The sequence below is a fragment of the Sporosarcina siberiensis genome, assembly GCF_042681925.1.
Classification (GTDB): domain Bacteria; phylum Bacillota; class Bacilli; order Bacillales_A; family Planococcaceae; genus Sporosarcina; species Sporosarcina siberiensis.
This window is the reverse complement of the sequence record NZ_JBHUGI010000014.1, coordinates 16,888-42,102: the sequence shown is the minus strand read 5'-3', so window position 1 is coordinate 42,102 and position 25,215 is coordinate 16,888. Positions and strand designations below refer to the sequence as shown.

Below are 25,215 nucleotides of genomic sequence, written 5' to 3'. Positions count from 1 at the left end.
TAGGGCCTTGGACTTATCCTCTCTATTTCCCCACTTGTCATTTTCTAAAACCTATTGGATATTTGCGAGCAGACGTCCGATTTTCAACCAATCCTCATCGAGCGTAGGTCTATGTGACGGTCGATAAAAAACGGATGCCGGGTGGAACGTAGGAACGATTGTAAAGCTTTCATTCGTCCAATGAAACGATGTGTCCTCAAGATCATTCAAATACTGTACAGGACGTTGAAGCAACTCACCGTGAAGATCTGTTACTCTTGCAGTCTTCCCCAATAATCTTTGAAGACCTACATTCCCCAGCGTCACAATAAGTTGTGGCTCAATATTGGCAAGTTCATAATCAAGAATTGGCGCATGTGCCACTATTTCTTTTATTGTCGGAGGACGATTGTATTTGCGCTCTGTTAATGACCCATCCCGATTTTTCTTCGAACCCCATCGATACGGCCTACTTCTCACGGCACTTGTAATATAAACATCTTCACGAGTTAAACCAATTGTTGATAAAGATTTCATCAGTTCCGTTCCAGCACGGCCAATAAACGGTATTCCATCCACCAGCTCAAACTCACCAGGTGCTTCCCCAATAAGCATTAATACTGGCTTTTTTGGACCGCCTCCATAAAGAAATCCATCAACAGGAAAACCTTCAATTCGCTTTTTACCTATTGCTGCAATCGACTCAGGTATACGAAACAACAACGATCCCACCTTCCTACAAGTGTTTTTCTCAATTAAAAAGAGTCTACCCAGAAGAGGTAGACTCACATTCATTCCAATTCCAATTGTTTCGTCTCTGTCCCTAGGAATACAACCGCAAATACCGCGATTACGATTGCTACGCTGAAAATGCTGAATATAAAACCAAATTCAAAGCCTCTAGCCAAAAGAACACCTACGAGTAGAGGACCAAATATACCTCCCACTCTTCCAACCGCAGCGGCCATTCCTGAACCTGTTGCGCGAATGGCTGTAGGGTATTGTTCCGGGGAATACGCATACAGCGCACCCCAAGCTCCCAAGTTGAAAAAGGATAAGAGCGATCCGTAGAGGATAAGCATTGAAAGTGTTTCTGCATTCCCAAATAAAAATGCACTTGTAGCAGTACCGAGGAGGTACGTAGCTAAGACGAATTTCCGTCCAGCCCTTTCAATTAACCAAGCGGCTGAAAAATAACCAGGCAATTGAGCAAGCGTCATAATAAGAACGTATTGAAAACTCTTGATCATAACAAAGCCTTTCAGCACCATGACACTCGGTAGCCATAAAAACATTCCATAATATGAAAAGACAACCATAAACCAAACAATCCAAAGCATAAGCGTTCTTTTAATATATTTTTTTGACCATAGGCTTGTAAGTTTCGATACCATCGATTGTTTTGGTTTCCCATCCTCAACAAACTTCGGTGAATCCGGTAAGTTTCTACGAAGATATAGTGCATAAAATGCCGGAAGCGCCGTTATAATGAGTGCGATTCTCCAACCGTATGAAGGTATAACAAAGTAAGCGATTAGTGCCGCAATCAACCAACCGGCTGCCCAAAAGCTCTCCAGTAATACTACTACTCGTCCACGTTCGTTTGCTGGAACACTTTCTGAAACGAGTGTTGATGCTACAGGTAGCTCTCCGCCTAATCCTGCTCCTACAAAAAAACGTAAAATTAAAAATGCTGTTAGCGTCATAGAAAATGCGGATAATCCACTTGCGATCGAAAAAAGGACTATCGTGAGCATAAATACAGTTTTTCTCCCAATACGATCCGCTAGTAAACCAAAACCAAATGCACCGACGGCCATACCAATTGAATTGACACTTCCAATCCAACCCGCTTGGGTAGATGTTAAGTTCCAATCAATTGCAATTGCCGCAATTACAAAGGATAGAATTCCTACATCCATTGCGTCAAACATCCATCCCGTTCCAGCCAGCCCCAATAATTTATTCCTTGAAATCTCTTTGTTTTTCTTAGCCAATTCCTTCATAGCCTCCGATGTATACCCCTATGTCATGACACTAGTCCACTATACTGTATTTGCCGCCCTATGGCAAAATGTTTTGAAGGTAAAAAAAGGATTGGCTCAGTTACGAACCAATCCCATTCTTATTAACCATTATAGCGCTGCTTCTACTTCTTTAATCATTTCCTTCATTGAAAGCAATCCGCCGCCAGACAAGTACCAGTACTCGCCGTTTAGATAAACCATTTTATCATTTTTAAATGCATCTGTTTTTATTACTAAATCATTTTCAAGTGAATCTTTTACGCTAGATTCATTCCCAATAGCCGCGTCACGGTCGATAACGAAAAGAATGCCCGGATTGGTAGAGAGAATATATTCAAACGTAATATTTTGCCCATGTGTAGAAGCTTCAATTTTCTCGTCTGCAGGTGCAAACCCAAACACATCATGGATAATACCAAAGCGTGAACTTGGACCATAAGCACTTACTTTACCTTCAGTTCCTAACACAATAAGAGATTTTTCTTCTACAGCAGAAGCTTTTTCTTTAATTGCAGCAATTTGGGCATCGATTTCAGCAAGTTCTGATTTCATATCGTCTTCTTTGCCGAAGATTTCACCAACTAATTCCATATTATGTTTGAATGACTCCATGTAGTTTGAATAATCGAGACCGACAAATACTGTGGGTGCAATTTCCGCAAACTGATCATACATATCTGCTTGACGAGCAGATATAAAAATCACATCTGGCTTCAATGCGTGAAGTGCTTCAAAGTCAGGTTCTTTCAAGCTGCCGAGGTTTTTGTACTTAGAATCTTCGTATTTACTTAGATATCCCGGAATGTTCGATTGTGGAAGCCCTGCTACTTCGACACCTAATTCGTCAAGTGTATCAAGCACGCCAAAGTCAAAAACAACTACTGTTTCAGGGTTTTTATTGATTTCAACTGCGTTCGTATCTAGTTCGTGTTTGATAGTTACCTTTTCAGCCTCTGCTTCAACAGCTGGTTCTTTATCGGTAGTTCCTGAAGTTACAGGTTTCTTCTCATCTTTCGTGCCACATGCCACCATCACGACTAGTAAAGCCATCATCATAATTGTTAGTAGTACTTTTTTCATCCCAAAACCATCCTCTTCTTTTTTTAAAATGAATTACGAATTAAAATAAACGCATATACGACAATTACTCATTTGCTTTATCGGTATTTCCATATCGTAAATTTCTCTTAATGATTCCGAATTTATAATATCATTCGTAGGTCCATCTCTTACGACTCGGCCCTCTTTTAGTGCAACGATGCGATCTGAATAAACCGAAGCAAAGTTAATGTCATGAAGAACGATAACAACCGTTTTTCCAAGTTCATCCACAAGTCTTCTAAGAATTTTCATAATCTGTACAGAGTGCTTCATATCTAAATTGTTAAGTGGTTCGTCGAGTAAAATATAGTCCGTATCTTGAGCTATAACCATTGCAATAAATGCCCGTTGCTTCTGCCCACCCGATAGTTCCTCGAGATAATCGTGCTCCATATCCATCAATTCCATGTAATCCATCGATTGATTGATGATTCGTAAATCCTCTGCACCCAGCCGTCCTCTGGAATGCGGAAACCGACCAAAGGAGACGAGCTCCCGAACAGTCAATCTAACATTCATGTGATTCGCTTGCTTCAATATCGACACACGTTTTGAAAACTCATTGGATTTCATTTTTTTCACATTATCGTTATCGACAAGAACTTCACCCGTATCTGCATCTAAAAGACGACTCACCATTGAAAGAAGCGTTGATTTACCCGCCCCGTTTGGTCCAATGAAGGAAGTGATCTTCCCACGATGAATATCCACACTTACCTTTTCAACGACCGCTTTTTTGCCATAATACTTACTAATTTCACGGACCTGGATCATGTAGATCGACTCTCCTTTAATAGTAGATAGATAAAGTAAATTCCGCCAACGAAATTGATAATAACGCTTAGGGTTGTAGAGAATGTAAAGACGCGTTCAACAATCCACTGCCCGCCAACGAGTGCAATAACACTCATAGCTGATGCACCGATAATAAGTACAGAGTGTTTATACGTTTTAAAAAACTGGTAGGACAAGTTGGCAACGATAAGACCAAAAAACGTAATCGGTCCTACTAGAGCTGTTGAAACCGCGATTAAGATTGAAGACAATATTAAAATCTTTTTAACGACCTTATTGTAGTTGACGCCTAAATTGATCGCTGTATCTCTTCCAAGCGAAAGGACATCAAGATCATTAATCGATTTCCAACCAATTAGTAAAGAAATCCCTACAATCGCAAGAGCCCACCAAACGAGATCACCACCGACATTATTAAAGCTCGCAAACATTTTGTCTTGAACGAGCAAAAATTCATTTGGATCAATAAGCACTTGTAAAAATGTCGATATACTACCGAAAAATGTGCCTACAATTATTCCAACCAATAGAAGGAAGTAGATTGGCCGTTTCCCTGATTTAAATAAGAAACGGTATAAAACTAAAGCGAATACAACCATTGCAGCAATCGATACTATAAAGTTGATATGTTTATTAACAATCATTACATGACTCGAACCAAGAAAAAAGATAATAACAGTCTGCAGCAATAGATAAAGTGAATCTAGCCCCATTATGCTCGGTGTCAAGATACGATTATGTGTGATTGTCTGAAAAATAACAGTTGAATACGCAACAGCCACTCCCGTAATCACCATCGCTAATACTTTGATGCCACGACGCGGTAGTGCATAATCAAAACTTCCGTTCAAACCTTGGAACAGATATAGACCACAGAAAACAGCTGCAATAGCAGTGAGTACAATTATTTTTGTGAAATTACGCATAGGCTTTCCTCCTAAACAACAAGAATAGGAAGATCCCACTACCAATAACACCAACCATGAGACTAATTGAAATCTCATACGGATATATAAGAATCCTACCTAATATGTCGCAAACAAGTAAAAAAACTGCGCCCAGCAGTGCGGTATGCGGCAACGTTTTCTCAATATTATCGCCTTTAAAAATAGATACGATATTTGGAATGATTAAACCAAGAAAAGGAATCATTCCGACTGTCAACACAACTGTTGTCGTAATTAGTGCTACAAGCACCAATCCTATATTGACAATTCGCCTATAAGCAAGTCCGAGGTTTCTAGAGAAGTCTTCTCCCATGCCTGCCACAGTAAAGCGGTTTGCATACAAGTAGGCAATCACAAGAACTGGAATACTTATGTAAAGAAGTTCATAACGCCCTTTCATAATCATCGAAAAATCACCTTGTAACCAAGCCGACATATTTTGGATGACATTCGATCTGAATGCAAAGAACGTTGTTACAGATGATAAAATACTACCGAACATGAGACCGACAAGTGGAATGAATATTGCATCCTTAAACTTAATACGGTCAAGAATTTGCATGAATAAGAAGGTTCCACCAAGTGCAAATGCGAAGGCAACAATCATTTTTTCAAGCGTTGAGGCATTTGCAAATAACAGCATGGACACAAGAATCCCAAGTCGCGTTGCATCAAGCGTTCCCGCTGTTGTCGGTGAAACAAACTTATTTCGACTTAGCTGTTGCATAATGAGCCCAGCTATACTCATCCCTGCACCTGCAAGGAGAATAGCAATTAATCTAGGTAAACGACTAATTAAAAAAATTTCAGTTTCCTCGGATTTGAAATCTAGCAGATCCATCGGTGTAATACTACTCACACCTACAAATAAAGATATGAGTGATAGAACGATAAGTGCTAGGAATAAATAACGTTTCTTCATGGGTAACCCCGATATAAATTATTTGAATCTAATTGAGAATCCAGTACTGAAAACCATTATCAATTAGGCTCAATACCTACTATATATCAAGGGATAGTGGAGTGTCAACCTATAATTGAAAATGATTCTCACTCTCTTTTCATTGAGAATTCAAGAGGTTATATTAATAAATTCTAAAAAAACGCACACTCCCCTATAGGTAAAGTGTGCGTTCCAGCTATTATTGTTCCACAGCGTTATCAATTACTTCTTGTGGAATTTTTATTTCTTTAATTTCATTTATTTTGGTAATCTGCGCTTTTGTATTTTGCTTAACCCTTAACATTTCATCACCAGCTGGCATCTCAATATCTAAAACCATATTAAAGGCGTTTGTGTAAAATGTCTTTTTATCGATAAAGATTTCATAATCCATTTGGTGAATAATCATAGTTTCCAATGCCGCTAATTCTTCTTCACCCATACCTTCTGTCATACCACTTGCATCTAGTTGTTCTTTTACGAGCTCTTGAAAGTTTTCACCGGACGCTTTTAATTTCAATATATAGTTTTTGTCATCCTGTTCAAACTTGAAATCTTCTACGTATTTCACAAGTGTTCCAAAATCCAATGTCGGATCTGCACTATCCAAAATCGATTCCGATAATTGTTCAAGCAACTCATTTGGAAGTTGAATCCACGAATCCGAATCAGGTTCTTTCATGAAAAAGCCATCTGAAGTCATATACGTTTCAGCTTGTATAGATTCATCGACGCCTTCCATTTCCATTTCCATCCTTTGGTACATAGACATTGGCTCTAAAACCATATCCATCTCCATAAATGTTTTACTTTCCATGTCTAAATCTTCACCTGGCATTTTTATGTTTTGCGTCATCTCAATTTCAGCATGCATACTCTTTTGATTTTCAGATGCCTCCTGAGTTTTCTGGAATAATTCTTGAATCGTCAATTCACTACTAGTTGCTGATTCTTTTCCAGGTTCCCCTTCGGCTATATCATTACATGCTGCCAGTCCTAATACAAGAACCCCCACCGAAAAAAACTTCAACCAATTTCTCAATGATATCGCTCCTTTTCTCTTTTACCTATACTAACATATACGTATATTTCTTGAATAAGTTCCCAATCTAATCGATATCGCTTAAAATAATGTCTAATGCACTACACCTAAAGATGTACCTGTTTAACCAAATCACATGCTCTATTATTTCGACTTTTGAAATATATCGTCGTTTTCTCTCCAAAAATCCGCTATACTATCCATTATGAACAGAAAGGGGATTATTTAATTGTTAATAAAGTTCTTTTCCTATTATAAACCGCATAAACGACTTTTCATTATCGATTTTTCAAGTGCAATTTTCGTTGCATTACTTGAACTTGCCTTCCCTTTAGCCGTTCAGTGGTTCATCGATAAGCTGCTTCCAAGTGGCGATTGGGGAAAAATCGTCACCATCAGCATCCTACTGTTAACCATCTACATATTCAGTACATTTTTACAATACATTGTCAGCTATCTTGGTCATAAGCTCGGCATTAATATAGAAACGGACATGCGTCAACAACTGTTCAATCATGTGCAAAGACAGTCGTTCCGATTCTTTGATAATACAAAAACAGGCCATATTATGAGCCGGATTACGAATGATTTATTTGATATCGGAGAACTTGCTCATCATGGACCCGAAGATTTATTCATCGCAATCATGACACTTGTCGGCGCATTTATATTGATGTACAGCATCAATCCAGAACTAGCACTTATTGCAATCGTTATGGTACCTCTGCTAATAATCTTAGTTACGTTTTGTAATATTAAAATGAATGCCGCTTGGACGAACATGTACGGTAAAATTGCGGATGTGAACGCACGTGTTGAGGACAGCGTTTCAGGCGTACGTGTCGTGCAATCTTTTACAAACGAAGATTTTGAAATTGGTCGTTTTAAAAAAGATAATGGCAACTTTAGAATCGCGAAACTCGTTGCTTACAAAGTGATGGCCTGGACCCATTCGAGTATGTATATGATGACCCGATTGATGACTCTCGTTGTTCTAGTCGTCGGTGCTTGGTTTACAATCACTGATAAAATAACTCCTGGTGAACTCGTAGGATTTATTTTATTCGTCAATTTGCTTATTAAGCCCGTCGACAAAATCAGCGCTCTTTTGGAATTGTATCCAAAAGGAATGGCAGGATTTCGAAGGTTCCAGGAATTAATCGATGTAGATCCTGATATCGAAGATCTACCTGATGCGGTCGAAGTAGAACATTTAAATGGAGACATTGCATTCGATAATGTTCACTTTATGTACGATGCACATAACGAAGTCCTATCGGGAATCAACTTGAAGATTAAATCAGGCGAAACCGTAGCCTTCGTTGGTCCTTCCGGAGCTGGAAAAACGACGATTTGTTCACTTATCCCTCGTTTTTACGATGTAACTGAAGGTGCAATAACAATTGATGGAATGGATATTCGTAATATAACAACGAAATCTCTACGACAACAAATCGGGATTGTTCAACAAGACGTCTTTTTATTCACAGGTACGATTCGAGAAAATATTGCTTACGGTAAAGGCTCGGCGACAGATGAAGAAATATTCGAAGCCGCAAGAAAAGCACATTTAGAATCAATGATTGACGGGCTTCCACTTGGCTATGAAACTCAAATTGGAGAACGCGGACTCAAACTTTCCGGCGGACAGAAACAGCGTCTTGCCATTGCCCGTATGTTCTTGAAAAATCCACCAATCCTAATTTTAGATGAAGCGACATCTGCACTCGATACAGAAACAGAACGCATCATTCAACAATCGCTCGCAGAACTTGCAGAAAACCGAACAACACTCATCATCGCACACCGACTCGCAACAATTCGTGATGCAGACCGGATTCTAGTTGTCACAGAAGAAGGTATTACCGAGGACGGAAAATACGACGATTTGGTCAATAAAGGCGGCCAATTCGCCCGTTTGCATAACATCCAATTTAAAGAGGTTAGAAGTTAGGACGACGTTGCGAGGTTTTCGGGAAACGTTGAGAGGTTTGGACAGAACATTGCAAGGTTTCCTAATAACGTTGCGAACTTTGGGAAAAACGTTGCGAGGTTTCAAGAACGTTGCGAACTTCTAGCAAAACGTTGCGAGGTTTCCTAATAACGTTGCGAACTTTACCAACCAAATCCTCTTAACCAAAACAAAAGTCTGTACTCCATGACGAAACAGCTCATGGAGTACAGACTTTTTTATTGCACTAAAATAAATTCTTCAAACCGCTTGCGATCTGATGCGAGCATCCCTACAGTCATATATGTTCCCTCTTCTTCGTACGTAACATCCTTCACACTTGCTTCATTATTCAAGTAGGAAACAACATCACCGCGGTCAAAAGGAACAAGAAGTTTACATGTGATGTATTTATCAAAAACATGACTCTTAATTAAATCCACTAACTCATCCAAACCTTTTCCTTCTTTAGCGGATAGCCATATATTATTATCACTTACTTTTGGATAGCTTACATCTGCTAAATCAGCCTTATTAAAAACATTTAACGTAGGAACGTTTTCTACACCGACATCTTGCAATGCTTTATTTGTAACATCCATCATAAAACGATATTCAGGATGAGAAACATCGACAACTTGTAAGAGTAAATCTGCATTCCTTGCCTCTTGAAGCGTTGAGCGGAATGCTTTTATAAGATGCGTTGGCAACTTACCGACAAAACCAACTGTATCCGTAAGTAGAAACTCTTTATTGTCCGGCAAACGAACCCTGCGGACAGATGTGTCAATTGTAGCGAACAGCATATCTTCTTCAAACACTTGTTTTGTTTCTTCAGCATTCATCCTTTTGAGAAGCTCATTCATAATTGTCGATTTCCCAGCATTCGTATATCCAACGAGAGATACAACTGGAGTACCGCTTTTCGTCCGTTGCTTCCGCTGGGTTTCACGTTGATCTTGAACACTATCAAGATCTCTTTTCAACTTCGCGATTTGGTCTTCAATTATTCTACGGTCCAGTTCAAGTTTCGTTTCTCCTGCACCTTTGTTTTGTAATCCTCCGCCCGTACCGCCGCCTTGTCTGCCAAGTGAAGCACGTAAACCGATAAGTCTCGGCAACATATATTGAAGTTGCGCAAGGTCTACTTGCATCCTAGCTTCGCTTGTTCGAGCACGTCTGCCGAATATATCTAAAATGAGCATCGTGCGGTCAATCACTTTACATTCCAAACTGTTTTCTAAATTTCTAATTTGCGAAGGTGATAACTCGTCATTAAATATTACTAAATTTGCATCTGCTTCATCATAGTAATTCTTTATTTCATCAATCTTTCCCGTTCCAACATAATGGGATGGATTTCTCCGTTCGAGGTTTTGCGTCACAGTCCCCACTACTACAACTTCAATTGCCTCTGCAAGATTTTGTAATTCTTCCATTGAATACTCAAAATGAGTATCCGTTTGTGTTTTCACGCCAACTAGAATGGCACGTTCAATTATCGAATCCAAATAAAAACTCCTCCCAACAAACTATAAATGATTGTATAGTAATGGAACTATTCTCTACGTTACATCAAGCTTTTCCAATCAACACATCAGACAATCTTTCTTTATCCATTTCATTCACCTTCTGAATAAAGTTCAAAGTAGCATTTGGCAATATGAGTCGACTTCCACTACGCTCCAAAGAGAATAGATTTGCCCATTTCTCAGCTGTTTCTACTGGATACTCTACACTAAAAACACATTCTTTAACTTCAAATTGCTCGCTACTCGAACTAATTGATCCATCTGCACGAAGAATTTCATAACGTTTATCGTCTTTATCATCCCATTCAATTAGGAGTGGGAGTGGAAGTGTATCCGAAATTTGCTGTTCAATATTCAGCATTCGCCATTTTCGTATTTTACCGTCAACCGTTTTTCGTTCAGACTTTAGAATGCCTGATGAGCGAATCCCCTTACTCGTAATTCTTTTATGAAGCGCTTCAAGGTCTTCGACGGCAAGACAAATTGTTCCCCAACCTTCATCATCCAAAAGAAGTTGTTCAATAAGCGGATGCTTGGTCTTCTCCGCAATTTCCTGGTTTTCAACTGCAATCCATTCAATGTAAGCATTCTTTAAATACATGAGCGCATTATAACTACCCCACTGTAAATGGCTACCGCCAATAACTGCATGTTTTCCTTCAGACTTTTGTTCAACCACTATTTCTTCAGGTGTTTTACTCGCAAAATAAACAGCATGATCCAATTTAATCATACAGACCCCTCTTTCCATTTATGTATTCATTTTTTCTAATGAGCATCTCCATTAAAATCTATAGAAAAACCCGTAACTTTTTACAGTCACGGGTATTCAAATTAATTATTGATCTCTTTTGAGTATTTTAACCGTATCCGTAAATTCTTTTTCAATTTCAGCATTATGTTTATATGTCATCTTACTTACAACAACAGTAACAATAAGACAAAGTAGGAAACCCGGTACAATTTCATATAGATTACTTGTTGCAAATTGTACAAACTCAGGCATCTTAGTATAGAATTTACCCGTAAATTGTTCAAAGTTACCCCAAACAATTACCGTTATTGCACCAACGAGCATTCCCCAAAGTGCACCTTTTGCTGTAATCTTTCTCCAGTAAAGAGAAAGAAGTATAATCGGACCAAACGATGCGCCAAAACCTGCCCATGCAAATGAAACAAGTTTAAGTATCGTATCATGGTCACCCCACGCGAGAAACGCTGCGACAACAGAAACTAAGAGTACAGCCAGTCTGCCCAAAAATACATATCTCTTATCTGACGCATCTGTTTTAATAACCGCTTTATATAAGTCTTCCACCAATGCAGATGATGTAACAATTAGCTGTGATGATATTGTGCTCATTATCGCTGCAAGAACTGCTGCAAGCATTATTCCTGCAATGAATGGGTGGAAAATCACTTGTCCTAGTGCAATGAATATAGCTTCTTTGTCAACGAGTACCGCTCCGGCATTTTGCTGAAAGTAAGCAATCCCTACAAGTGCCGTTGCAATTGCTCCTAGCAAACTTAAAATCATCCAACCGATACCGATTCTACGTGCGCTTTTTGTTTCACTTACCGATTTTATCGCCATAAAACGAACTATAATATGCGGTTGCCCGAAATACCCAAGTCCCCAAGCGACAGCTGATAATACGCCGATAAACGTTGCACCCGATACGAAATTCAATAATTGAGGATCGACCTCTCGGATACTAGCCGCAGTTTCGGCTAATCCGCCCGTAAGAAATATCCCAAAGGTGGGAACAAGTATAAGTGCTAAAAACATAATGAGTCCTTGAATAAAGTCCGTATAACTAACTGCAAGAAACCCTCCAAATAGTGTGTATGCTACAACGATAGCAGAAACAATTAGAAGACCTGTATGATATTCAAGACCGAAGGAACTCTCAAAAAACACACCGCCTGCAACCATCCCTGAAGAAACATAAAATGTAAAGAATATAAGAATTATAATTCCTGATGCAATGCGTAAAAGTCCCGACTTATCCTTAAGCCTGTTTTCCAAAAAACTTGGAATGGTGATGGATTCATTTGATACTTGTGTGTAAACTCGTAACCTTGGTGCAACGAATAACCAGTTTAAATAAGCACCAATTGTAAGCCCAACCGCTATCCAAGCTTCAACCAACCCGCTTAAATAGATTGCTCCTGGTAATCCCATTAGAAGCCAACCAGACATATCCGAGGCCCCAGCACTTAACGCTGTAACGGCAGGACCAAGAGATCGTCCGCCTAACATATAATCTGTGAGATTTGTTGTTTTCCTAAATGCATAATAACCGATGAGCAACATTGCGGCCATGTAAAGTATAATTGCAATTAACTGATACATATCATCCGACATTTTAAATTCCTCCTTTTAAGTAATATGGCAATTATAGCACAAATAAGTTAAACACATCGTTTATTTAGAAAAAACACTTTACTTATAGTATACTACTGTGATATGACAGAATTCTTTCACTTCAACATCATTTCCCGGGAAATCTTCGTATTTCGACAAGGAGGAATCATTAATGAATCACGAGAAATGGCTTCAAGAAACAATCTCAATGGCGATTGAAAACGTGAATAATGGTGGCGGACCGTTCGCTGCAATCGTCGTACAAAATGGAAAAGTTATAGGTAAAGGTACGAATCTTGTGCACCTAAACAACGACCCGTCTTCGCACGCAGAACTCTTAGCTATAAAAGAAGCGTGCCAAGCATTAGCTTCAACAGATTTATCCGACTGTGTTCTGTATGCCAGCGGTGAACCCTGTCCTATGTGCTTAGGGGTTGCTTACTCAACAACAGTCGGACAAATTTACTATGCCTGCAGTAAAACGGATGCTTATAATGAAACATCGTTTGGCATTCCGGTATCTCCATTCTATTCAGATCAAAATAAAGCACCCGAACAACGGACCGTCCCATTTATTCATTTCGAAACAGAGGATGCACTTGCGCCTTTTCATAAATGGAAACAGAAACAATAATTATAAAAAGCGTATTCCCCTTACAGTGTGAAGGGGAATACGCTTTTTTTAGTTTTCGTTTATTCAACCGGGGTTACTCTACCGCGCTCATCTTTGTAAACAAGATGGTGTCTTTCAAACTTTGTCGGTGAATCAAGACCTGCTGCCGCAGCAATTCGAAAAAGACCTTCACGCATCGTTAATATATAATTGGTAACACGGTATTTCTTCTCCTCAACGACAAGACCTTTTTGTAACTTCGCATCTGTCGTTGCAACACCTGCTGGACAATCATTTGTATGACAACGATGCGCCATGATACACCCTACAGAAATCATGAAGCCACGTGCTACTTGAACGAGATCTGCGCCCATTGCAAGAACAATAGCGGCTCGATCTGGTGTTGTAATTTTACCGGAAGCAATAATTTTTACCCGGTCCCGCACGTCAAACTTTCTAAGCGCATCATCTAGAAGAATAATTGCAGAACGAAGGGGTAATCCTACACTATCTGCAAGATCCTGATATGTAGCACCAGAACCGCCTTCACCGCCATCTAATGATATAAAATCGGGACCTTTTCCAGTCTTACTCATAAACGATGCAAGTTCTTCGGCATCCGGTTGACCACCAATCACAATTTTAATGCCAACCGGTTTACCAGAATAATTTCGCACTTTTTCTATAAAATCGAACAGTGTTGGGAAATCATCAAATTGATGAAAACGGTTCGGACTGTTGATTGATACGTATGGTTTAACGTTTCGAATCGCCGCTATTTCCTCAGTTACTTTTGAACCTTCAACATGGCCACCACGCATTTTAGCGCCTTGGGCAAGTTTAATTTCAAATGCTTTTACTTGAGGCATATCTGCTTTTTCTCGAAGTAAGTCCCAACTGAATTCACCATCCAACGTCCTGAAGCCAAACAATCCTGATCCGATTTGTGCAATAATGTCCGCATCACCTGCTAGATGATGATTCGACAAACCGCCTTCTCCAGTATTCATCCAAGCACCCTGTGCCATTCCGATTCCTTTTGACAAAGCAGTAATTGCATTCTCTCCTAAAGCACCGAAACTCATTGCAGATTGCCCAAGTAAGCTTCGAACGTGAAACGGGTGCTCGCAGTTTGGTCCGAGTACAACCGCATCTTCTTCTGGCAACAACCAAGGTAGTGTCGGAAGTGCTTCACGATGCTCTTTTCGGGCAAACAAACTATCTTCATCTACGATATAACGCATCGTATCTACTAGGTTTTCATTATCAACACGCATTTCTTCATTCTGTTTTGTGAACATTGAATTTCGTATAAAGAATCCCGCTTCATCAAAGTCACGTTTTGAACCAAATCCAATAACACTATTTAAATACTTTCCTGGAAGCACCATACGTAAATACTCTTCGCGGTTGAAGGGTTGACCGTCATTATCATCGTCAAACAAATATTGCCGTAATTCAGGACCGGTCTTTTCGAGCATATACCGCATCCGACCTAAAATTGGATAATTCCTTAGAATCGCATGTTGCTTTTGTTTCTTGTCATAAAAATACAGAAAGATTGCGATTATTATTGGGATGATGACTAAGAACAATACAAGCAATGTTGTTGTAATGGAAATACTTTCAAGCCAACTCATATCTTCACACCTTTCTAAGCTATATTAGTAGTTTACCACTATTCTCGCATGGTAATCTTAATTCATACAGAAAAAAGTATTTATTCTAGGAGGAGTTTAATGGTTATTCAATTATTGACATCACACGCATCTGTAAGAAAATACAAGGACCTACCTATATCAAATGAAGAAGTACATGAGATAATCCGTATTGGGCAACATGCAGCAAGTTCTCATTTCGTCCAAGCCTATTCAGTGATACATGTTACAGATAAAGTGAAACGAGAAAAGCTTGCTGAGTTCTCAAAAAACCCCGTTCAAATTTTAGGAGCAGGCGCTGTACTCGTCTTTTGCATCGATTTTCATCGTCTGAAAAAAGCTGCAAACTTACTAGATAAAGACATCGACTTTTCTTATGCAGAGAGTACGCTTGTTGGCGTTACAGATGTCGCACTTTTCGCACAGAATGTAGCCATAACAGCGGAATCTAAAGGGTACGGCATCTGTTATATCGGTGGCGTACGAAATGCTCCTGCCGAAATTAGCGATTTACTTGGTTTGCCAGAAGGCGTAGCACCTATGTATGCGATGACAATCGGTGTTCCCGATGAAGCGAATGAAGTGAAGCCAAGACTTCCAGTAGAAGCGATTGTTCATGAGAATGAATACGACAGCGAAAAGTACAACGAAATTTTACCATCCTATGATAAAACATTAAACGACTATTATATGAGCCGTGGATCTAATCGGAAAGATGCTGCCTGGTCAGACTCTATGGCCAAATTTCTAGGTTCTCCTAGACGTACGCATATGAACGAATTTTTGAAAACTAAAGGATTTGACTTTAAGTAGGAGAGATTATTATGAACTTCGAGGAATTAATGAAGTTACTAACCGAACGATTTACGAACGGCACTTTTATAACTGGGACGATAAGTCAACCACGCTCTAAAACCGATGACCTAAAACGTGTTCGGATGAAACCTATTGAATTGCGCGGTGAGCTGCATATTCAATTCGAATATCAGTTTGAACGTATTTTAAAACATGAAAACATTTCCGTAAACAAATTGTATCCAAAGCTCCTTGAATTACTTGAACAGTTTAGACAAGTCCACGCCGAATTTTCCGACGAGAAAGTTCACGTACAATTGTCCAAAAAATTTAAAGTCTTATGGAAATCGGAAAAAGTACAATCGGAAAAAGTCCTTAACTTATCGCATAACAGAAAGAAAAATTACTTACTTGATGAAAATACTCCGTATCCCTTCTTAGTTCGGCTAGGAGTTCAAACGCCAGATGGTAAGGTAAAGAAACAAAAACACGATAAGTTCAGACAAATAAATCGTTTTGTTGAATTCATTGATGATTCTTTGGTACATCTTCCAAAGGACAGAACCATTCGGATTTTGGATTTCGGTTCTGGTAAATCCTATTTAACTTTCGCGCTTTATCACTACTTACGAATTGAAAAAGGCCTCGACATAAAAGTAACGGGCTTAGACTTGAAAAAAGAAGTGATTGAAGAGTGTAGCTTGATTGCAAAAGACCTTGGCTACGATGATCTTGAATTTCTCGTCGGTGACATTAACGATTATAACGAGGAAACATCCATCGATATGGTCGTTACATTACATGCGTGTGACATAGCAACAGACATGGCTCTTGCACGTGCTGTCAAATGGGGTGCGAAAGTTATTTTAAGCGTTCCTTGTTGCCAACATGAATTGTTCCAACAAGTTCATTCACCTGCACTTGATGTAATGCTTCAACACGGATTAATTAAAGAACGCTTCTCCGCGCTCGCAACCGACTCCATCCGCGCGGAACTGTTGTCACTCGTTGGATACGAAACACAATTGCTTGAATTCATCGATATGGAGCATACGCCGAAAAACATATTAATACGTGCGTACCATACAGGTAAAAAACCAACAGACGCCGACCGAACTCGATATACGGAGTTCAAAAAACTATTGAATGCCAAACCGTTTCTAGAACAAGAACTTGGAAGCCTTTTGGAATAACTACAAAAACCATTCCAGTCAGATAATTGACTGAAATGGTTTTTTCTTAATGAACTACAATGCTTCTATTCGACTACTAATTCCACATCCAAAAACACATACCCATCTCTTTCATGTTCACCAGAAAATACAAGAGGCACTCGTTCACTAAAAATCGGTCCATCTACAACAACTGTATGGAATTCGCCTGATTCTCCGCATGCATCAATACCGAGTTTCTCAAGTTCATCCATTAGTTCAATGGTGAATGCTCGTCCTATGAAATGGGCAGGCATCATTTTCGTGTTCACAACGACAATATATGCAACAAACCCCGCAGCGACAAATTCTTCGAGAATTTTGCGTCTCGGTTCCAACCATAATGGGTGAACAGCTTCTAGGCCTACTTTGGTACAGGTTTTCTGGACCCACTCTAAATGATCCACAAGGTCGATATCCCCGAAAACACCGTAGTCAATGCCGGCCTCTTTACATTCTTTCATTGCATCCAAAAATTCACTTTCATAGCTATTCCAGTTCGACCCACGAATCATAAATGGTATGCCCAAACTATTTGCCTGTGCTTCTACCACTTCAATTGGAAGTGCATGGGATTTCGACCGTTCCTCGTCCTCTTCGAACATTGTCCATATTCTTTTTGGGATCATGCCCGATTGAATCGCTCGGTAATAAGCCATTGCAGAATCTTTTCCACCACTCCAAGAAGCAACGAATTCTTTATTCTTCATCATATACCATCTGCCCATGAAATTCGGGGATCCACTTTTCTCACCATTCGAATCATATACGACTGAAATCCTAATTTCGGCCAAAAATAGGACGCCAAAGGATTGGGCGTATGCCAATCTGCCATAATATACTTATATCCTTGCTCTTCCATCTCTCCAAGACAGTAGTCGGCTATTGCTTTCCCAATTCCTTTGCCACGCATCTCAACGTTTGTCGATGCCGCTGCCAAATGCGCGGAATTTTCCGGTGTAACGATTGAACCTTCTGCATTTGCTGGGTAGTACACGTGAAATGCTGCGGGGATGCTATTTTGTTCCGCAATCCAAATTGTAGATTCATCATCCACTGCTAAAGCCGTATATTCTTTACGAACTTTATCAATGGATTCTTTTGTAAGTGGGCTCCATGAGGGTGCAGCTGCTTGGTGAATCGAGTTCCAAGGTGCCATTTTTTGAAGAAGTGAACTATCATTTTTCGTCACTTCACGGAAATTTACACGAGCTGTTCCATCACTTTTGGCTACATAAGAATTTAATGATAAGATTGCATAACGCTGATCAAATCTAAAAGATTGTTCCAAGAGTTCCAATATTATTGGGTCGTTACCCACCGGTGCAAATAATACATGTTCAAAATAACCGTTTCGAACCCATTCGGCTCCAGCTTCTGCATACATTAATCGAACGAGTCTTGGTTGCTCGCCTTCTTTAATGGCGAGCGATGGATAACTGACTGAAACATGGCGTCCGCGTGTTGCATTTTGTTTGAATTCATATAGTAAATAGCCAATCACCTCATCAAAGCGTAGCGTAACAATTCCAGCAGTAAATGGTTTACTGGCCTCTTCTCGCAATACTTTAGCCGTCTCTTCAGCATTTTCATAACGTTCAGGAAGGAATTCGAAACGCACCCTTTCCTTCATCTGCCTACTTGCTAGCAGTTCCGCCATTTGTGGTATGTACTTTTCTTCAAATTGAACAAATCGAATCATTTTCATCCCTCCATTTGAATTATACATATATAAATTATACCACGATTTTTGGCTAAAGTACGCTAGTTAACTGAATATTCCTCACTCGGCAAGCAAACTTTCCACACAAGATATCCGTCTTACTATAGAGAACACATTCGCGATGTGTTAGAAATTGGAGTAGGTGAACTTTCTGTCATGACAAGAAATGAAAAATATAAACTAGTTGAAGACTTTATAATCGAAAATAGGGAAGCTCATTACCGTTTAGCTTATAGCTACGTGCGTAATAAAGAAAATGCACTGGATATTATTCAAGATGCAATTGAAAAAGCATTGAAATCGATTGATCGCCTGACGGAAATTCGTTATTTGAAAACATGGTTTTATAGAATCATTGTCAATACAGCAATTGATTTTATTCGAAAACATAAAAAGATGACATTTATGGATGATGATCTTTTATCACACCATTTACCAAATGTAGAAGATGAACTGGAAGATATTGATCTACAAGAAGCGATTGATCACTTACCTTTACCTTATAAAAGCATAATTATTCTTCGATTTTTTGAAGATTTACAAATTGATGAGATATCTAAAATTACAGGTTTAAATATAAACACAGTTAAAACCAGATTATATGCAGCTCTAAAAAAATTACGACTTGAAATCGGAGAGGAGTTTCGAATTTGAAACGATTAAACAAATTGAAAAAGGATTACTCTGAGGTCGAGATTCCCTCAGAGTTGGAGAGTGTTGTGAAGTCATCCATTCAGCAGGCGAAAACTTCACGGACAAAACGTGGCCCTTTGAAAAAATGGTCCATAGGAGTTGCAGCAGCGGCGGCTTTATTTATCGGGAGCATCAATATAAGCCCATCCTTTGCACAAGCGATGGCTAACGTTCCGGTGCTCGGTTCAATTGTCGATGTTTTTACCGTTCAACAATTGACTGTCGATGAAAATACGTATCAGGCCAATTTAAATACCCCTGCAGTCATTGGTTTGGATGACGAGCGACTTGAATCTTTGTTGAATGAAAAATACATCAAAGAGAACAAAGCATTATTCGGTCAGTTTGAACAGGATGTTGAAGAAATGAAACAAAAGGGTGACGGGCATCTCGGAGTTGAGTCAGGGTATGAAATCTTGACAGATACCGATCAATTGCTAGCGATTGCACGATATGAAGTGAACACTGTTGGATCTTCATCAACAACAATGAAATACGATACAATCGATAAGCAGAACAGTATCTTAATCACATTACCAAGTCTTTTTAAGGACGATGCTTATGTAGACGTTATCAGCTCGTATATTGTACAGGAAATGCAGAAACAAATGGCTGCGGATGAAAATATCGTGTACTTTTCTTCAGAGGATGGTTGGCTTGAGAAAATCACGCTTGATCAAAACTTCTATATTACAAGCAATCACAAACTTGTTATTTCCTTTGATAAATACGAAGCTGCACCAGGTTCTATGGGCATCTTAACTTTCGAGATTCCGACAGCCATTATAAGAGAATTATTGGTGAGTGACACGTATATAAACTAAAGGTTGACTGGACCTATTCTATAATCAGAATTGTGTCTGAATTGTAAAGGGGACTGTCACCACTCCAACCCCAAAAAAACCACACCTCTTCTATGCATATAGAAGAGGTGTGGTTTTTTTGAGATATACTGGACGCCTTTTATGAACTTGCTTACGAATTACCGATCATTTTCGATGGATCTACATATTCATCAAACTGTTCTTCCGTTAATAATCCTGTTTTAAGTGCAGCTTCTTTCAACGTAGATCCTGCCGCATGCGCTGCTTTTGCGATTTTCGCTGCATTTTCATACCCAATATGAGGATTAAGTGCAGTTACAAGCATAAGAGAGTTTTTCACATGATTATCAATTACTTCACGATTCGGTTCAATTCCAATCGCGCAATTGTCGTTAAAGCTAATCATTGCATCAGAAAGTAGTGTTACCGATTGTAAGAAGTTGTAAATAATAACAGGTTTGAAGACGTTCAGTTCAAAGTTCCCCTGGCTCGCTGCAAAACCAATTGTTGCGTCATTCCCCATTATTTGTGCAACAACCATTGTAATTGCTTCACTTTGTGTAGGGTTTACTTTGCCTGGCATAATTGAACTACCTGGCTCATTTTCCGGAATGGTAATTTCACCAATACCTGAGCGCGGTCCACTTGCCAACCAACGAACGTCGTTTGCGATTTTCATGATGTCCGCAGCTAATGCTTTAATCGCACCATGTACATAAACAACTTCATCGTAACTCGTGAGTGAGTGGAATTTGTTTATTGCTGATGTGAATTCAATTCCAACTGCTTTACTAATCTCTTCTGCTACTTTATCGCCGAATCCAGCTGGAGCGTTAAGTCCTGTTCCAACAGCAGTTCCGCCAATCGCAAGTTCTTTCATCGAGTCAACGCTGTCTGAAATCATTTTCTCTGTTTTTTCAAGCATACGGTGCCAACCGCTAATTTCTTGTCCTAAAGTTAATGGTGTTGCATCTTGTAAATGCGTACGACCAATTTTAATAATATCCATAAATTCTTCAGACTTTTTGCCGAACGTTTCCTTCAACTTATCAAGTGCCGGTATAAGTTCATTTTCGACAGCTAACACTCCAGCAACATGAAGTGCTGTTGGGAAAGTATCGTTCGAGCTTTGAGACTTATTCACATCGTCGTTTGGATGTAGACGATCTTCTTCACCCCACTCTTCAAGAAGTTGGTTCCCACGGTAAGCAAGTACTTCGTTCATGTTCATGTTTGACTGTGTTCCACTACCTGTTTGCCAAACAACAAGAGGGAAATGGTCGTCTAATTGGCCCGCAATTACTTCTTCAGCCGCTGCAGAAATAGCTTTCATTTTTGCTTCAGAAATATTTCCGTGTGAGTGACTTGCGATAGCAGCAGACTTTTTCAAATGTGCAAATGCACGAATAATACCAATCGGCATCTTTTCTCCACCGATTTTAAAATTCTGCAAGCTTCGCTGTGTTTGCGCACCCCAAAGTTTGTCCGCCGGTACTTTAATTTCACCAAACGTATCATGCTCAATACGATATTCCATTATTCATCCGCCTTTCATTATGTATAATTAGATCCATTCTCATTATAACACGCTCCGTAACTTAATTTCTTCAAATTGAAAAGACCCAGTTTCCCCAAGTCTTTTACTTCCATTTATATTGCTTTTTCTTCAGTACTGCAAGGAAAGCATCTACAATTTCCGGATTAAACTGCGTTCCTTTTCCATCAACAAGCTCTCGAACCGCATCTAATATAGGAATCGCAGCCTTATACACACGGTCAGTTGTCATCGCATCGAACGCATCGACGACAGCCACGATGGAGGATTCTAGTGAGATTTCATCCTTTTTAAGCCCATAAGGATATCCTTTCCCATCATATCTTTCATGATGTTGCTCGACAATAAATGCCGCATCCTTGAGCCACTCGACGGGATGATTCCGCATAATCTTGGCGCCATCTATTGTATGAGCTTTCATAATGTTCCATTCTTCAGTCGTCAGCTTACCCGGTTTGTTTAATATTTCAAGCGGGACTACACGCTTTCCAATATCATGAAAATAAGCGCCCCATCTGAGTATACTCAATCTTTCTTTCGGCAACCCAAGATGCGACCACACCTCAATTGAATAATCTTTAATTCGGTTGCAATGCATATATGTGTAGCCGTCAAGTGCTTCAATCGCATCCGCTTCTTTTTGAAGAATTCTTGTTTCAAAAAATCCAGGTTCGAATTGTTCAGCGGTCATTTTAATTAATACTTCAGCCTTTGTCACGCCATGGAATGTGATAATCTTCTCGTAATCAGCCGCATCGATTGTTTCACCAATCCCCAAGACGCGACGAGCATCCTCATATTCCAACTCCACGATACCATCCAAAAGTGTATACGTTTCAAACGTTTTTTCAGTTGAGTTCAAATTGTATTGCACCCGAAACACTGCACCTTTATGCAATGAATACAATGCATTTGACAAGCCGTTCCATCGTCCAAGTAAAGAGACGTCCGCATAACCAAGTCGGAGGAAGGGATATCCATTGCGTTCCAAATCACTATATGATGCATCCTTTGACATGTTCATAACAACGACCTCCGCTAATTGAGACATGTGATTGCTGAACCCTACTAAGATAAGTAATTATAACAAGAATCTGATAACTTTAATAGAGCTTTATGTCGAACAGAGCATTATTTTCTATATTCTAATAGCCCCCCTTCTGAGAGTTCGCCATCGTGCATTTTATAAACTCTGTTTGCTGTATTTGCAACCTCATCATCGTGCGTAATAATGACGAAAGTAATTCCACGCGTTTTGTTAAGCGATTGAATTAGGAACAGAACATCTTGCTCTGTTTCAGTGTCCAAACTACCCGTTGGTTCATCAGCGAAAATAACAGGCGGATCTGTAATGAGTGCGCGCGCAATGCTCACTCGTTGTTGTTGACCACCGGACAATTCATTCGGATAATGATTTTGAACTTCTGAAAGTCCTACTTGCCGCATGAGTTCTTTCACTTTTTCTCGTCGTACACTATTACGAATTCCTTTTAATTTCAGAGGCAATTCGATATTTTCGAAGGCATTTAAACCCGGCATAAGTTGAAAGTTTTGAAAGACAAAACAGCAATCTTTAACGCAAAAAACCCGAGCTGAAACTCTCGGGCTTTACTTTATTATTCATTTATACAATTAGATTCGGAAGTGTTTAATGCTTTCCGCCATCTTCTTGGAAGAGTTTCGAAGTTCTGTGATTGTCTCTTCAAGTCTGCTCACTATTTCCACTTGTTCACCAGATGATTCGGCAACACCTGTTGTCCGTTCTAGATTTTCATTCATAATTCCGCTCATATGCTCACTTGATGCCAGTACTTCTTCTGAACTTGCGGACATTTCTTCAGTGACTGCAGAAACATCTTGAATTTCCTCGTCTACACGTAATACAGATTCAAGAACACGATCTAAGTTTTGGCCTATGGCAATAACAGACTGGGTACCGGTAATTACTAACTTAGAACTATTCCCCATTTCACTTAATGCCTGATTCGTGACTTCTTCAAACAGTGTTAAATGACTTCTAATTTCTTCTGCAGACTTTCTAGAGAGTTCTGCTAGGTTCCGCACCTCTCCTGCAACCACCGCAAACCCTTTCCCGTATTCTCCTGCACGTGCAGCCTCAATTGCAGCATTCAATGCCAACAGGTTTGTTTGATTTGCAATGCCGGTAATTACTTCGACCATTTCTTCTATTGAACGATATCTTTCTCCCAAAACTTTTACATGGGACTCTGTTGCTAATACAGACGTTTCGATATTCTGTACTTGAGTCACCACAGCCCGTGTGTCTTGTACGCTTAACTCTACTAGAGAAGTCATATCGCTAGAAGATTCCGCAACGGTTGCTGACGACTCAGAGATTCGTTGGATACCCGTTGCCATCTCTTCCATAGCACTAACAACCTCGTTATTATTTCCCCTTTGTTCCTCTCCACCAGCTGCAATAAGTATGATACTTTCTGCAATTGAATCATTCGAAATACGGACAGACTCCATTGCTTCACCAAGTGCATCAACAGCTGTCTCTACTCCTTGAGAAGTGTCATTTATTTCAGTTAATGTACCTTTAATTTTCAGAAGAGAATGTGTAAATGACTTTGCAAAATCAGTTATCTCATTATCATGTTTATATGTTACCGATTTTATGAGGTCTTCGGCACCAGTTATATCTCCATCTGCAAATAATGTAGACGCTTGTTGCATCTTTATTAACGGATTTAGTGCAGTCTTTATAAACCTATACATAACAAGTAATGCCGATAATCCAATCAATACAATTATCCCAATTGATATTGGTAATGTTGTAGCAAGAATCCCATTTTTTATTGTCCCAATTTGGGTGGCTGCAATATCCACGCCAAGAATTGCAACTACTTCCCCATTTGAATCGTATAGCGGTACGAATGATGATAAAAATTGTCCGAAATCTTCATCTGCGAGTAAACCTGTATGATTATTCGTGCCTTTAAGAACCATTTCAACATCTTTATATTTAGTTGCAGATGAAGCATCTCCAATTGCCGCTGCCCCGTCGATATCATCCAGCGGCATCCCATCCACTAGAAAAGTGACTGGTGCATTTTTTTCAGGTACTGCATATGTATAGGCATACATAACACCATTTTGTAGTCGCAACTCGTTTAATTCCTCACGTAGTTCCCGGTACAAATCAGACTCTGTTGGATTTTCACTGAATTCCTTATATTTATCTCCATCTAGAAATGCTGACATATTTGTTGCGGTGTTAATAGCCTGACTCCCTACCGACTTATTTACGGTTAAGCCTGTGTTGACAAACAATATAATTGAAAATAATAGTCCAAGTACAACTGTAGTACCAATCATATAAAACATTATTCGTTTACCTAATTTCGAAACATTCACTATGACATACACCATCCCATTCCTATGTTTCTATATATATCGACCTATTAACGACATTGTTTAACCGTTATTAGAAT

The 25,215-nt window shown here is 39.4% G+C and carries 22 protein-coding genes and 1 pseudogene; 6 read left to right on the top strand and 17 right to left on the bottom strand.

Features of this window, described 5'->3' with window-relative positions; all coding sequences use genetic code 11:
* Positions 1-51 precede the first annotated feature (51 nt).
* The 7 genes from ACFSFY_RS06080 to ACFSFY_RS06050 all read right to left on the bottom strand — a co-directional run bounded on the left by ACFSFY_RS06080 (position 52) and on the right by ACFSFY_RS06050 (position 6,834).
* Positions 52-699, bottom strand: a complete 648-nt coding sequence (locus ACFSFY_RS06080) for a uracil-DNA glycosylase (RefSeq protein ID WP_381536290.1) — start codon at positions 697-699, stop codon at positions 52-54.
* Between the two features lie 71 nt (positions 700-770).
* A complete protein-coding gene (locus tag ACFSFY_RS06075; RefSeq protein WP_381536422.1) occupies positions 771-1,913 on the bottom strand; it encodes an MFS transporter in 1,143 nt (380 codons plus the stop codon).
* A 201-nt stretch (positions 1,914-2,114) separates the two neighbouring features.
* Positions 2,115-3,086: a siderophore ABC transporter substrate-binding protein gene (locus ACFSFY_RS06070; RefSeq protein ID WP_381536289.1), complete on the bottom strand. Its 972-nt coding sequence runs from the start codon at positions 3,084-3,086 to the stop codon at positions 2,115-2,117.
* Between the two features lie 33 nt (positions 3,087-3,119).
* Complete coding sequence (locus ACFSFY_RS06065; protein ID WP_381536288.1) at positions 3,120-3,881, bottom strand: iron ABC transporter ATP-binding protein; 762 nt, start codon at positions 3,879-3,881, stop codon at positions 3,120-3,122.
* Positions 3,878-4,828, bottom strand: a complete 951-nt coding sequence (locus ACFSFY_RS06060) for an iron chelate uptake ABC transporter family permease subunit (protein WP_381536287.1) — start codon at positions 4,826-4,828, stop codon at positions 3,878-3,880. The genes ACFSFY_RS06065 and ACFSFY_RS06060 overlap by 4 nt, the downstream gene beginning before the upstream one ends.
* Complete coding sequence (locus ACFSFY_RS06055) at positions 4,821-5,771, bottom strand: ABC transporter permease (RefSeq protein WP_381536286.1); 951 nt, start codon at positions 5,769-5,771, stop codon at positions 4,821-4,823. Before ACFSFY_RS06055 ends, ACFSFY_RS06060 begins: the two co-directional genes overlap by 8 nt.
* A gap of 220 nt (positions 5,772-5,991) precedes the next feature.
* On the bottom strand, positions 5,992-6,834 hold the full coding sequence (locus ACFSFY_RS06050; protein ID WP_381536285.1) for a DUF6612 family protein: 843 nt from the start codon (positions 6,832-6,834) through the stop codon (positions 5,992-5,994).
* A gap of 229 nt (positions 6,835-7,063) precedes the next feature.
* Between ACFSFY_RS06050 and ACFSFY_RS06045 the strand changes: the two genes are divergently transcribed.
* Entirely contained in the window at positions 7,064-8,788 is a 1,725-nt protein-coding gene (locus ACFSFY_RS06045) for an ABC transporter ATP-binding protein (RefSeq protein WP_381536284.1), read from the top strand.
* A gap of 236 nt (positions 8,789-9,024) precedes the next feature.
* Here ACFSFY_RS06045 and hflX read toward each other — a convergent pair whose 3' ends face one another.
* The 3 genes from hflX to putP form a co-directional block, all read right to left on the bottom strand.
* Positions 9,025-10,296: a GTPase HflX gene (gene hflX, locus ACFSFY_RS06040; protein ID WP_381536283.1), complete on the bottom strand. Its 1,272-nt coding sequence runs from the start codon at positions 10,294-10,296 to the stop codon at positions 9,025-9,027.
* A 64-nt stretch (positions 10,297-10,360) separates the two neighbouring features.
* Complete coding sequence (locus ACFSFY_RS06035) at positions 10,361-11,050, bottom strand: VOC family protein (protein WP_381536282.1); 690 nt, start codon at positions 11,048-11,050, stop codon at positions 10,361-10,363.
* Positions 11,051-11,155: 105 nt separating this feature from the next.
* Positions 11,156-12,685, bottom strand: a complete 1,530-nt coding sequence (putP, locus tag ACFSFY_RS06030; protein ID WP_381536281.1) for a sodium/proline symporter PutP — start codon at positions 12,683-12,685, stop codon at positions 11,156-11,158.
* 172 nt (positions 12,686-12,857) lie between these two features.
* On the opposite strand from putP, the gene ACFSFY_RS06025 reads away from it, so the two are divergent.
* Positions 12,858-13,319, top strand: a complete 462-nt coding sequence (locus tag ACFSFY_RS06025; protein ID WP_381536280.1) for a nucleoside deaminase — start codon at positions 12,858-12,860, stop codon at positions 13,317-13,319.
* Between the two features lie 59 nt (positions 13,320-13,378).
* Here ACFSFY_RS06025 and ACFSFY_RS06020 read toward each other — a convergent pair whose 3' ends face one another.
* Complete coding sequence (locus ACFSFY_RS06020) at positions 13,379-14,938, bottom strand: FMN-binding glutamate synthase family protein (RefSeq protein ID WP_381536279.1); 1,560 nt, start codon at positions 14,936-14,938, stop codon at positions 13,379-13,381.
* 99 nt (positions 14,939-15,037) lie between these two features.
* Here ACFSFY_RS06020 and nfsA point away from each other — a divergent pair, with 99 nt between their 5' ends.
* Positions 15,038-15,769 (top strand): oxygen-insensitive NADPH nitroreductase, encoded by a 732-nt coding sequence (nfsA, locus tag ACFSFY_RS06015; RefSeq protein WP_381536278.1) that lies wholly within the window; start codon positions 15,038-15,040, stop codon positions 15,767-15,769.
* Positions 15,770-15,780: 11 nt separating this feature from the next.
* Positions 15,781-16,944, top strand: coding sequence for a class I SAM-dependent methyltransferase (locus ACFSFY_RS06010; RefSeq protein WP_381536277.1), 1,164 nt, complete (start codon positions 15,781-15,783; stop codon positions 16,942-16,944).
* A 65-nt stretch (positions 16,945-17,009) separates the two neighbouring features.
* On the opposite strand, the gene ACFSFY_RS06005 is transcribed toward ACFSFY_RS06010, so the two are convergent.
* The gene (locus tag ACFSFY_RS06005; protein ID WP_381536276.1) at positions 17,010-17,672 is read right to left on the bottom strand and encodes a Dph6-related ATP pyrophosphatase; all 663 of its coding nucleotides are present in this window, start codon (positions 17,670-17,672) and stop codon (positions 17,010-17,012) included.
* Entirely contained in the window at positions 17,672-18,664 is a 993-nt protein-coding gene (locus ACFSFY_RS06000; protein WP_381536275.1) for a GNAT family N-acetyltransferase, read from the bottom strand. Before ACFSFY_RS06000 ends, ACFSFY_RS06005 begins: the two co-directional genes overlap by 1 nt.
* 177 nt (positions 18,665-18,841) lie before the next feature.
* Between ACFSFY_RS06000 and ACFSFY_RS05995 the strand changes: the two genes are divergently transcribed.
* Together ACFSFY_RS05995 and rsiV are read left to right on the top strand one after the other, a co-directional pair.
* Positions 18,842-19,339 (top strand): RNA polymerase sigma factor, encoded by a 498-nt coding sequence (locus tag ACFSFY_RS05995; protein ID WP_381536274.1) that lies wholly within the window; start codon positions 18,842-18,844, stop codon positions 19,337-19,339.
* Positions 19,336-20,202, top strand: a complete 867-nt coding sequence (rsiV, locus tag ACFSFY_RS05990; protein ID WP_381536273.1) for an anti-sigma-V factor RsiV — start codon at positions 19,336-19,338, stop codon at positions 20,200-20,202. The genes ACFSFY_RS05995 and rsiV overlap by 4 nt, the downstream gene beginning before the upstream one ends.
* Before the next feature lie 151 nt (positions 20,203-20,353).
* On the opposite strand, the gene fumC is transcribed toward rsiV, so the two are convergent.
* From fumC to ACFSFY_RS05970, 4 genes and pseudogenes are all read right to left on the bottom strand, one after another.
* On the bottom strand, positions 20,354-21,739 hold the full coding sequence (fumC, locus tag ACFSFY_RS05985) for a class II fumarate hydratase (protein ID WP_381536272.1): 1,386 nt from the start codon (positions 21,737-21,739) through the stop codon (positions 20,354-20,356).
* A gap of 103 nt (positions 21,740-21,842) precedes the next feature.
* Positions 21,843-22,781, bottom strand: a complete 939-nt coding sequence (locus ACFSFY_RS05980; protein WP_381536271.1) for an HD-GYP domain-containing protein — start codon at positions 22,779-22,781, stop codon at positions 21,843-21,845.
* Between the two features lie 107 nt (positions 22,782-22,888).
* Positions 22,889-23,320, bottom strand: a pseudogene (locus ACFSFY_RS05975) (ABC transporter ATP-binding protein); the annotation flags it as partial.
* Positions 23,321-23,389: 69 nt separating this feature from the next.
* Positions 23,390-25,138, bottom strand: coding sequence for a methyl-accepting chemotaxis protein (locus ACFSFY_RS05970; protein ID WP_381536270.1), 1,749 nt, complete (start codon positions 25,136-25,138; stop codon positions 23,390-23,392).
* Between the last annotated feature and the right edge of the window lie 77 nt (positions 25,139-25,215).

Coding starts and splice junctions, on each gene's coding strand:
- ACFSFY_RS06055 (WP_381536286.1), bottom strand. CDS start 5,771: ATGAAGAAACGTTATTTATTCCTAGCACTTATCGTTCTATCACTCATA.
- ACFSFY_RS06010 (WP_381536277.1), top strand. CDS start 15,781: ATGAACTTCGAGGAATTAATGAAGTTACTAACCGAACGATTTACGAAC.
- ACFSFY_RS05995 (WP_381536274.1), top strand. CDS start 18,842: ATGACAAGAAATGAAAAATATAAACTAGTTGAAGACTTTATAATCGAA.
- ACFSFY_RS06000 (WP_381536275.1), bottom strand. CDS start 18,664: ATGATTCGATTTGTTCAATTTGAAGAAAAGTACATACCACAAATGGCG.
- ACFSFY_RS06065 (WP_381536288.1), bottom strand. CDS start 3,881: ATGATCCAGGTCCGTGAAATTAGTAAGTATTATGGCAAAAAAGCGGTC.
- ACFSFY_RS06075 (WP_381536422.1), bottom strand. CDS start 1,913: ATGTTTGACGCAATGGATGTAGGAATTCTATCCTTTGTAATTGCGGCA.
- ACFSFY_RS06005 (WP_381536276.1), bottom strand. CDS start 17,672: ATGAAGAATAAAGAATTCGTTGCTTCTTGGAGTGGTGGAAAAGATTCT.
- nfsA (WP_381536278.1), top strand. CDS start 15,038: ATGGTTATTCAATTATTGACATCACACGCATCTGTAAGAAAATACAAG.
- fumC (WP_381536272.1), bottom strand. CDS start 21,739: ATGGAATATCGTATTGAGCATGATACGTTTGGTGAAATTAAAGTACCG.
- ACFSFY_RS06020 (WP_381536279.1), bottom strand. CDS start 14,938: ATGAGTTGGCTTGAAAGTATTTCCATTACAACAACATTGCTTGTATTG.
- ACFSFY_RS06060 (WP_381536287.1), bottom strand. CDS start 4,828: ATGCGTAATTTCACAAAAATAATTGTACTCACTGCTATTGCAGCTGTT.
- putP (WP_381536281.1), bottom strand. CDS start 12,685: ATGTCGGATGATATGTATCAGTTAATTGCAATTATACTTTACATGGCC.
- ACFSFY_RS06035 (WP_381536282.1), bottom strand. CDS start 11,050: ATGATTAAATTGGATCATGCTGTTTATTTTGCGAGTAAAACACCTGAA.
- ACFSFY_RS05980 (WP_381536271.1), bottom strand. CDS start 22,781: ATGAACATGTCAAAGGATGCATCATATAGTGATTTGGAACGCAATGGA.
- ACFSFY_RS06070 (WP_381536289.1), bottom strand. CDS start 3,086: ATGAAAAAAGTACTACTAACAATTATGATGATGGCTTTACTAGTCGTG.
- ACFSFY_RS06025 (WP_381536280.1), top strand. CDS start 12,858: ATGAATCACGAGAAATGGCTTCAAGAAACAATCTCAATGGCGATTGAA.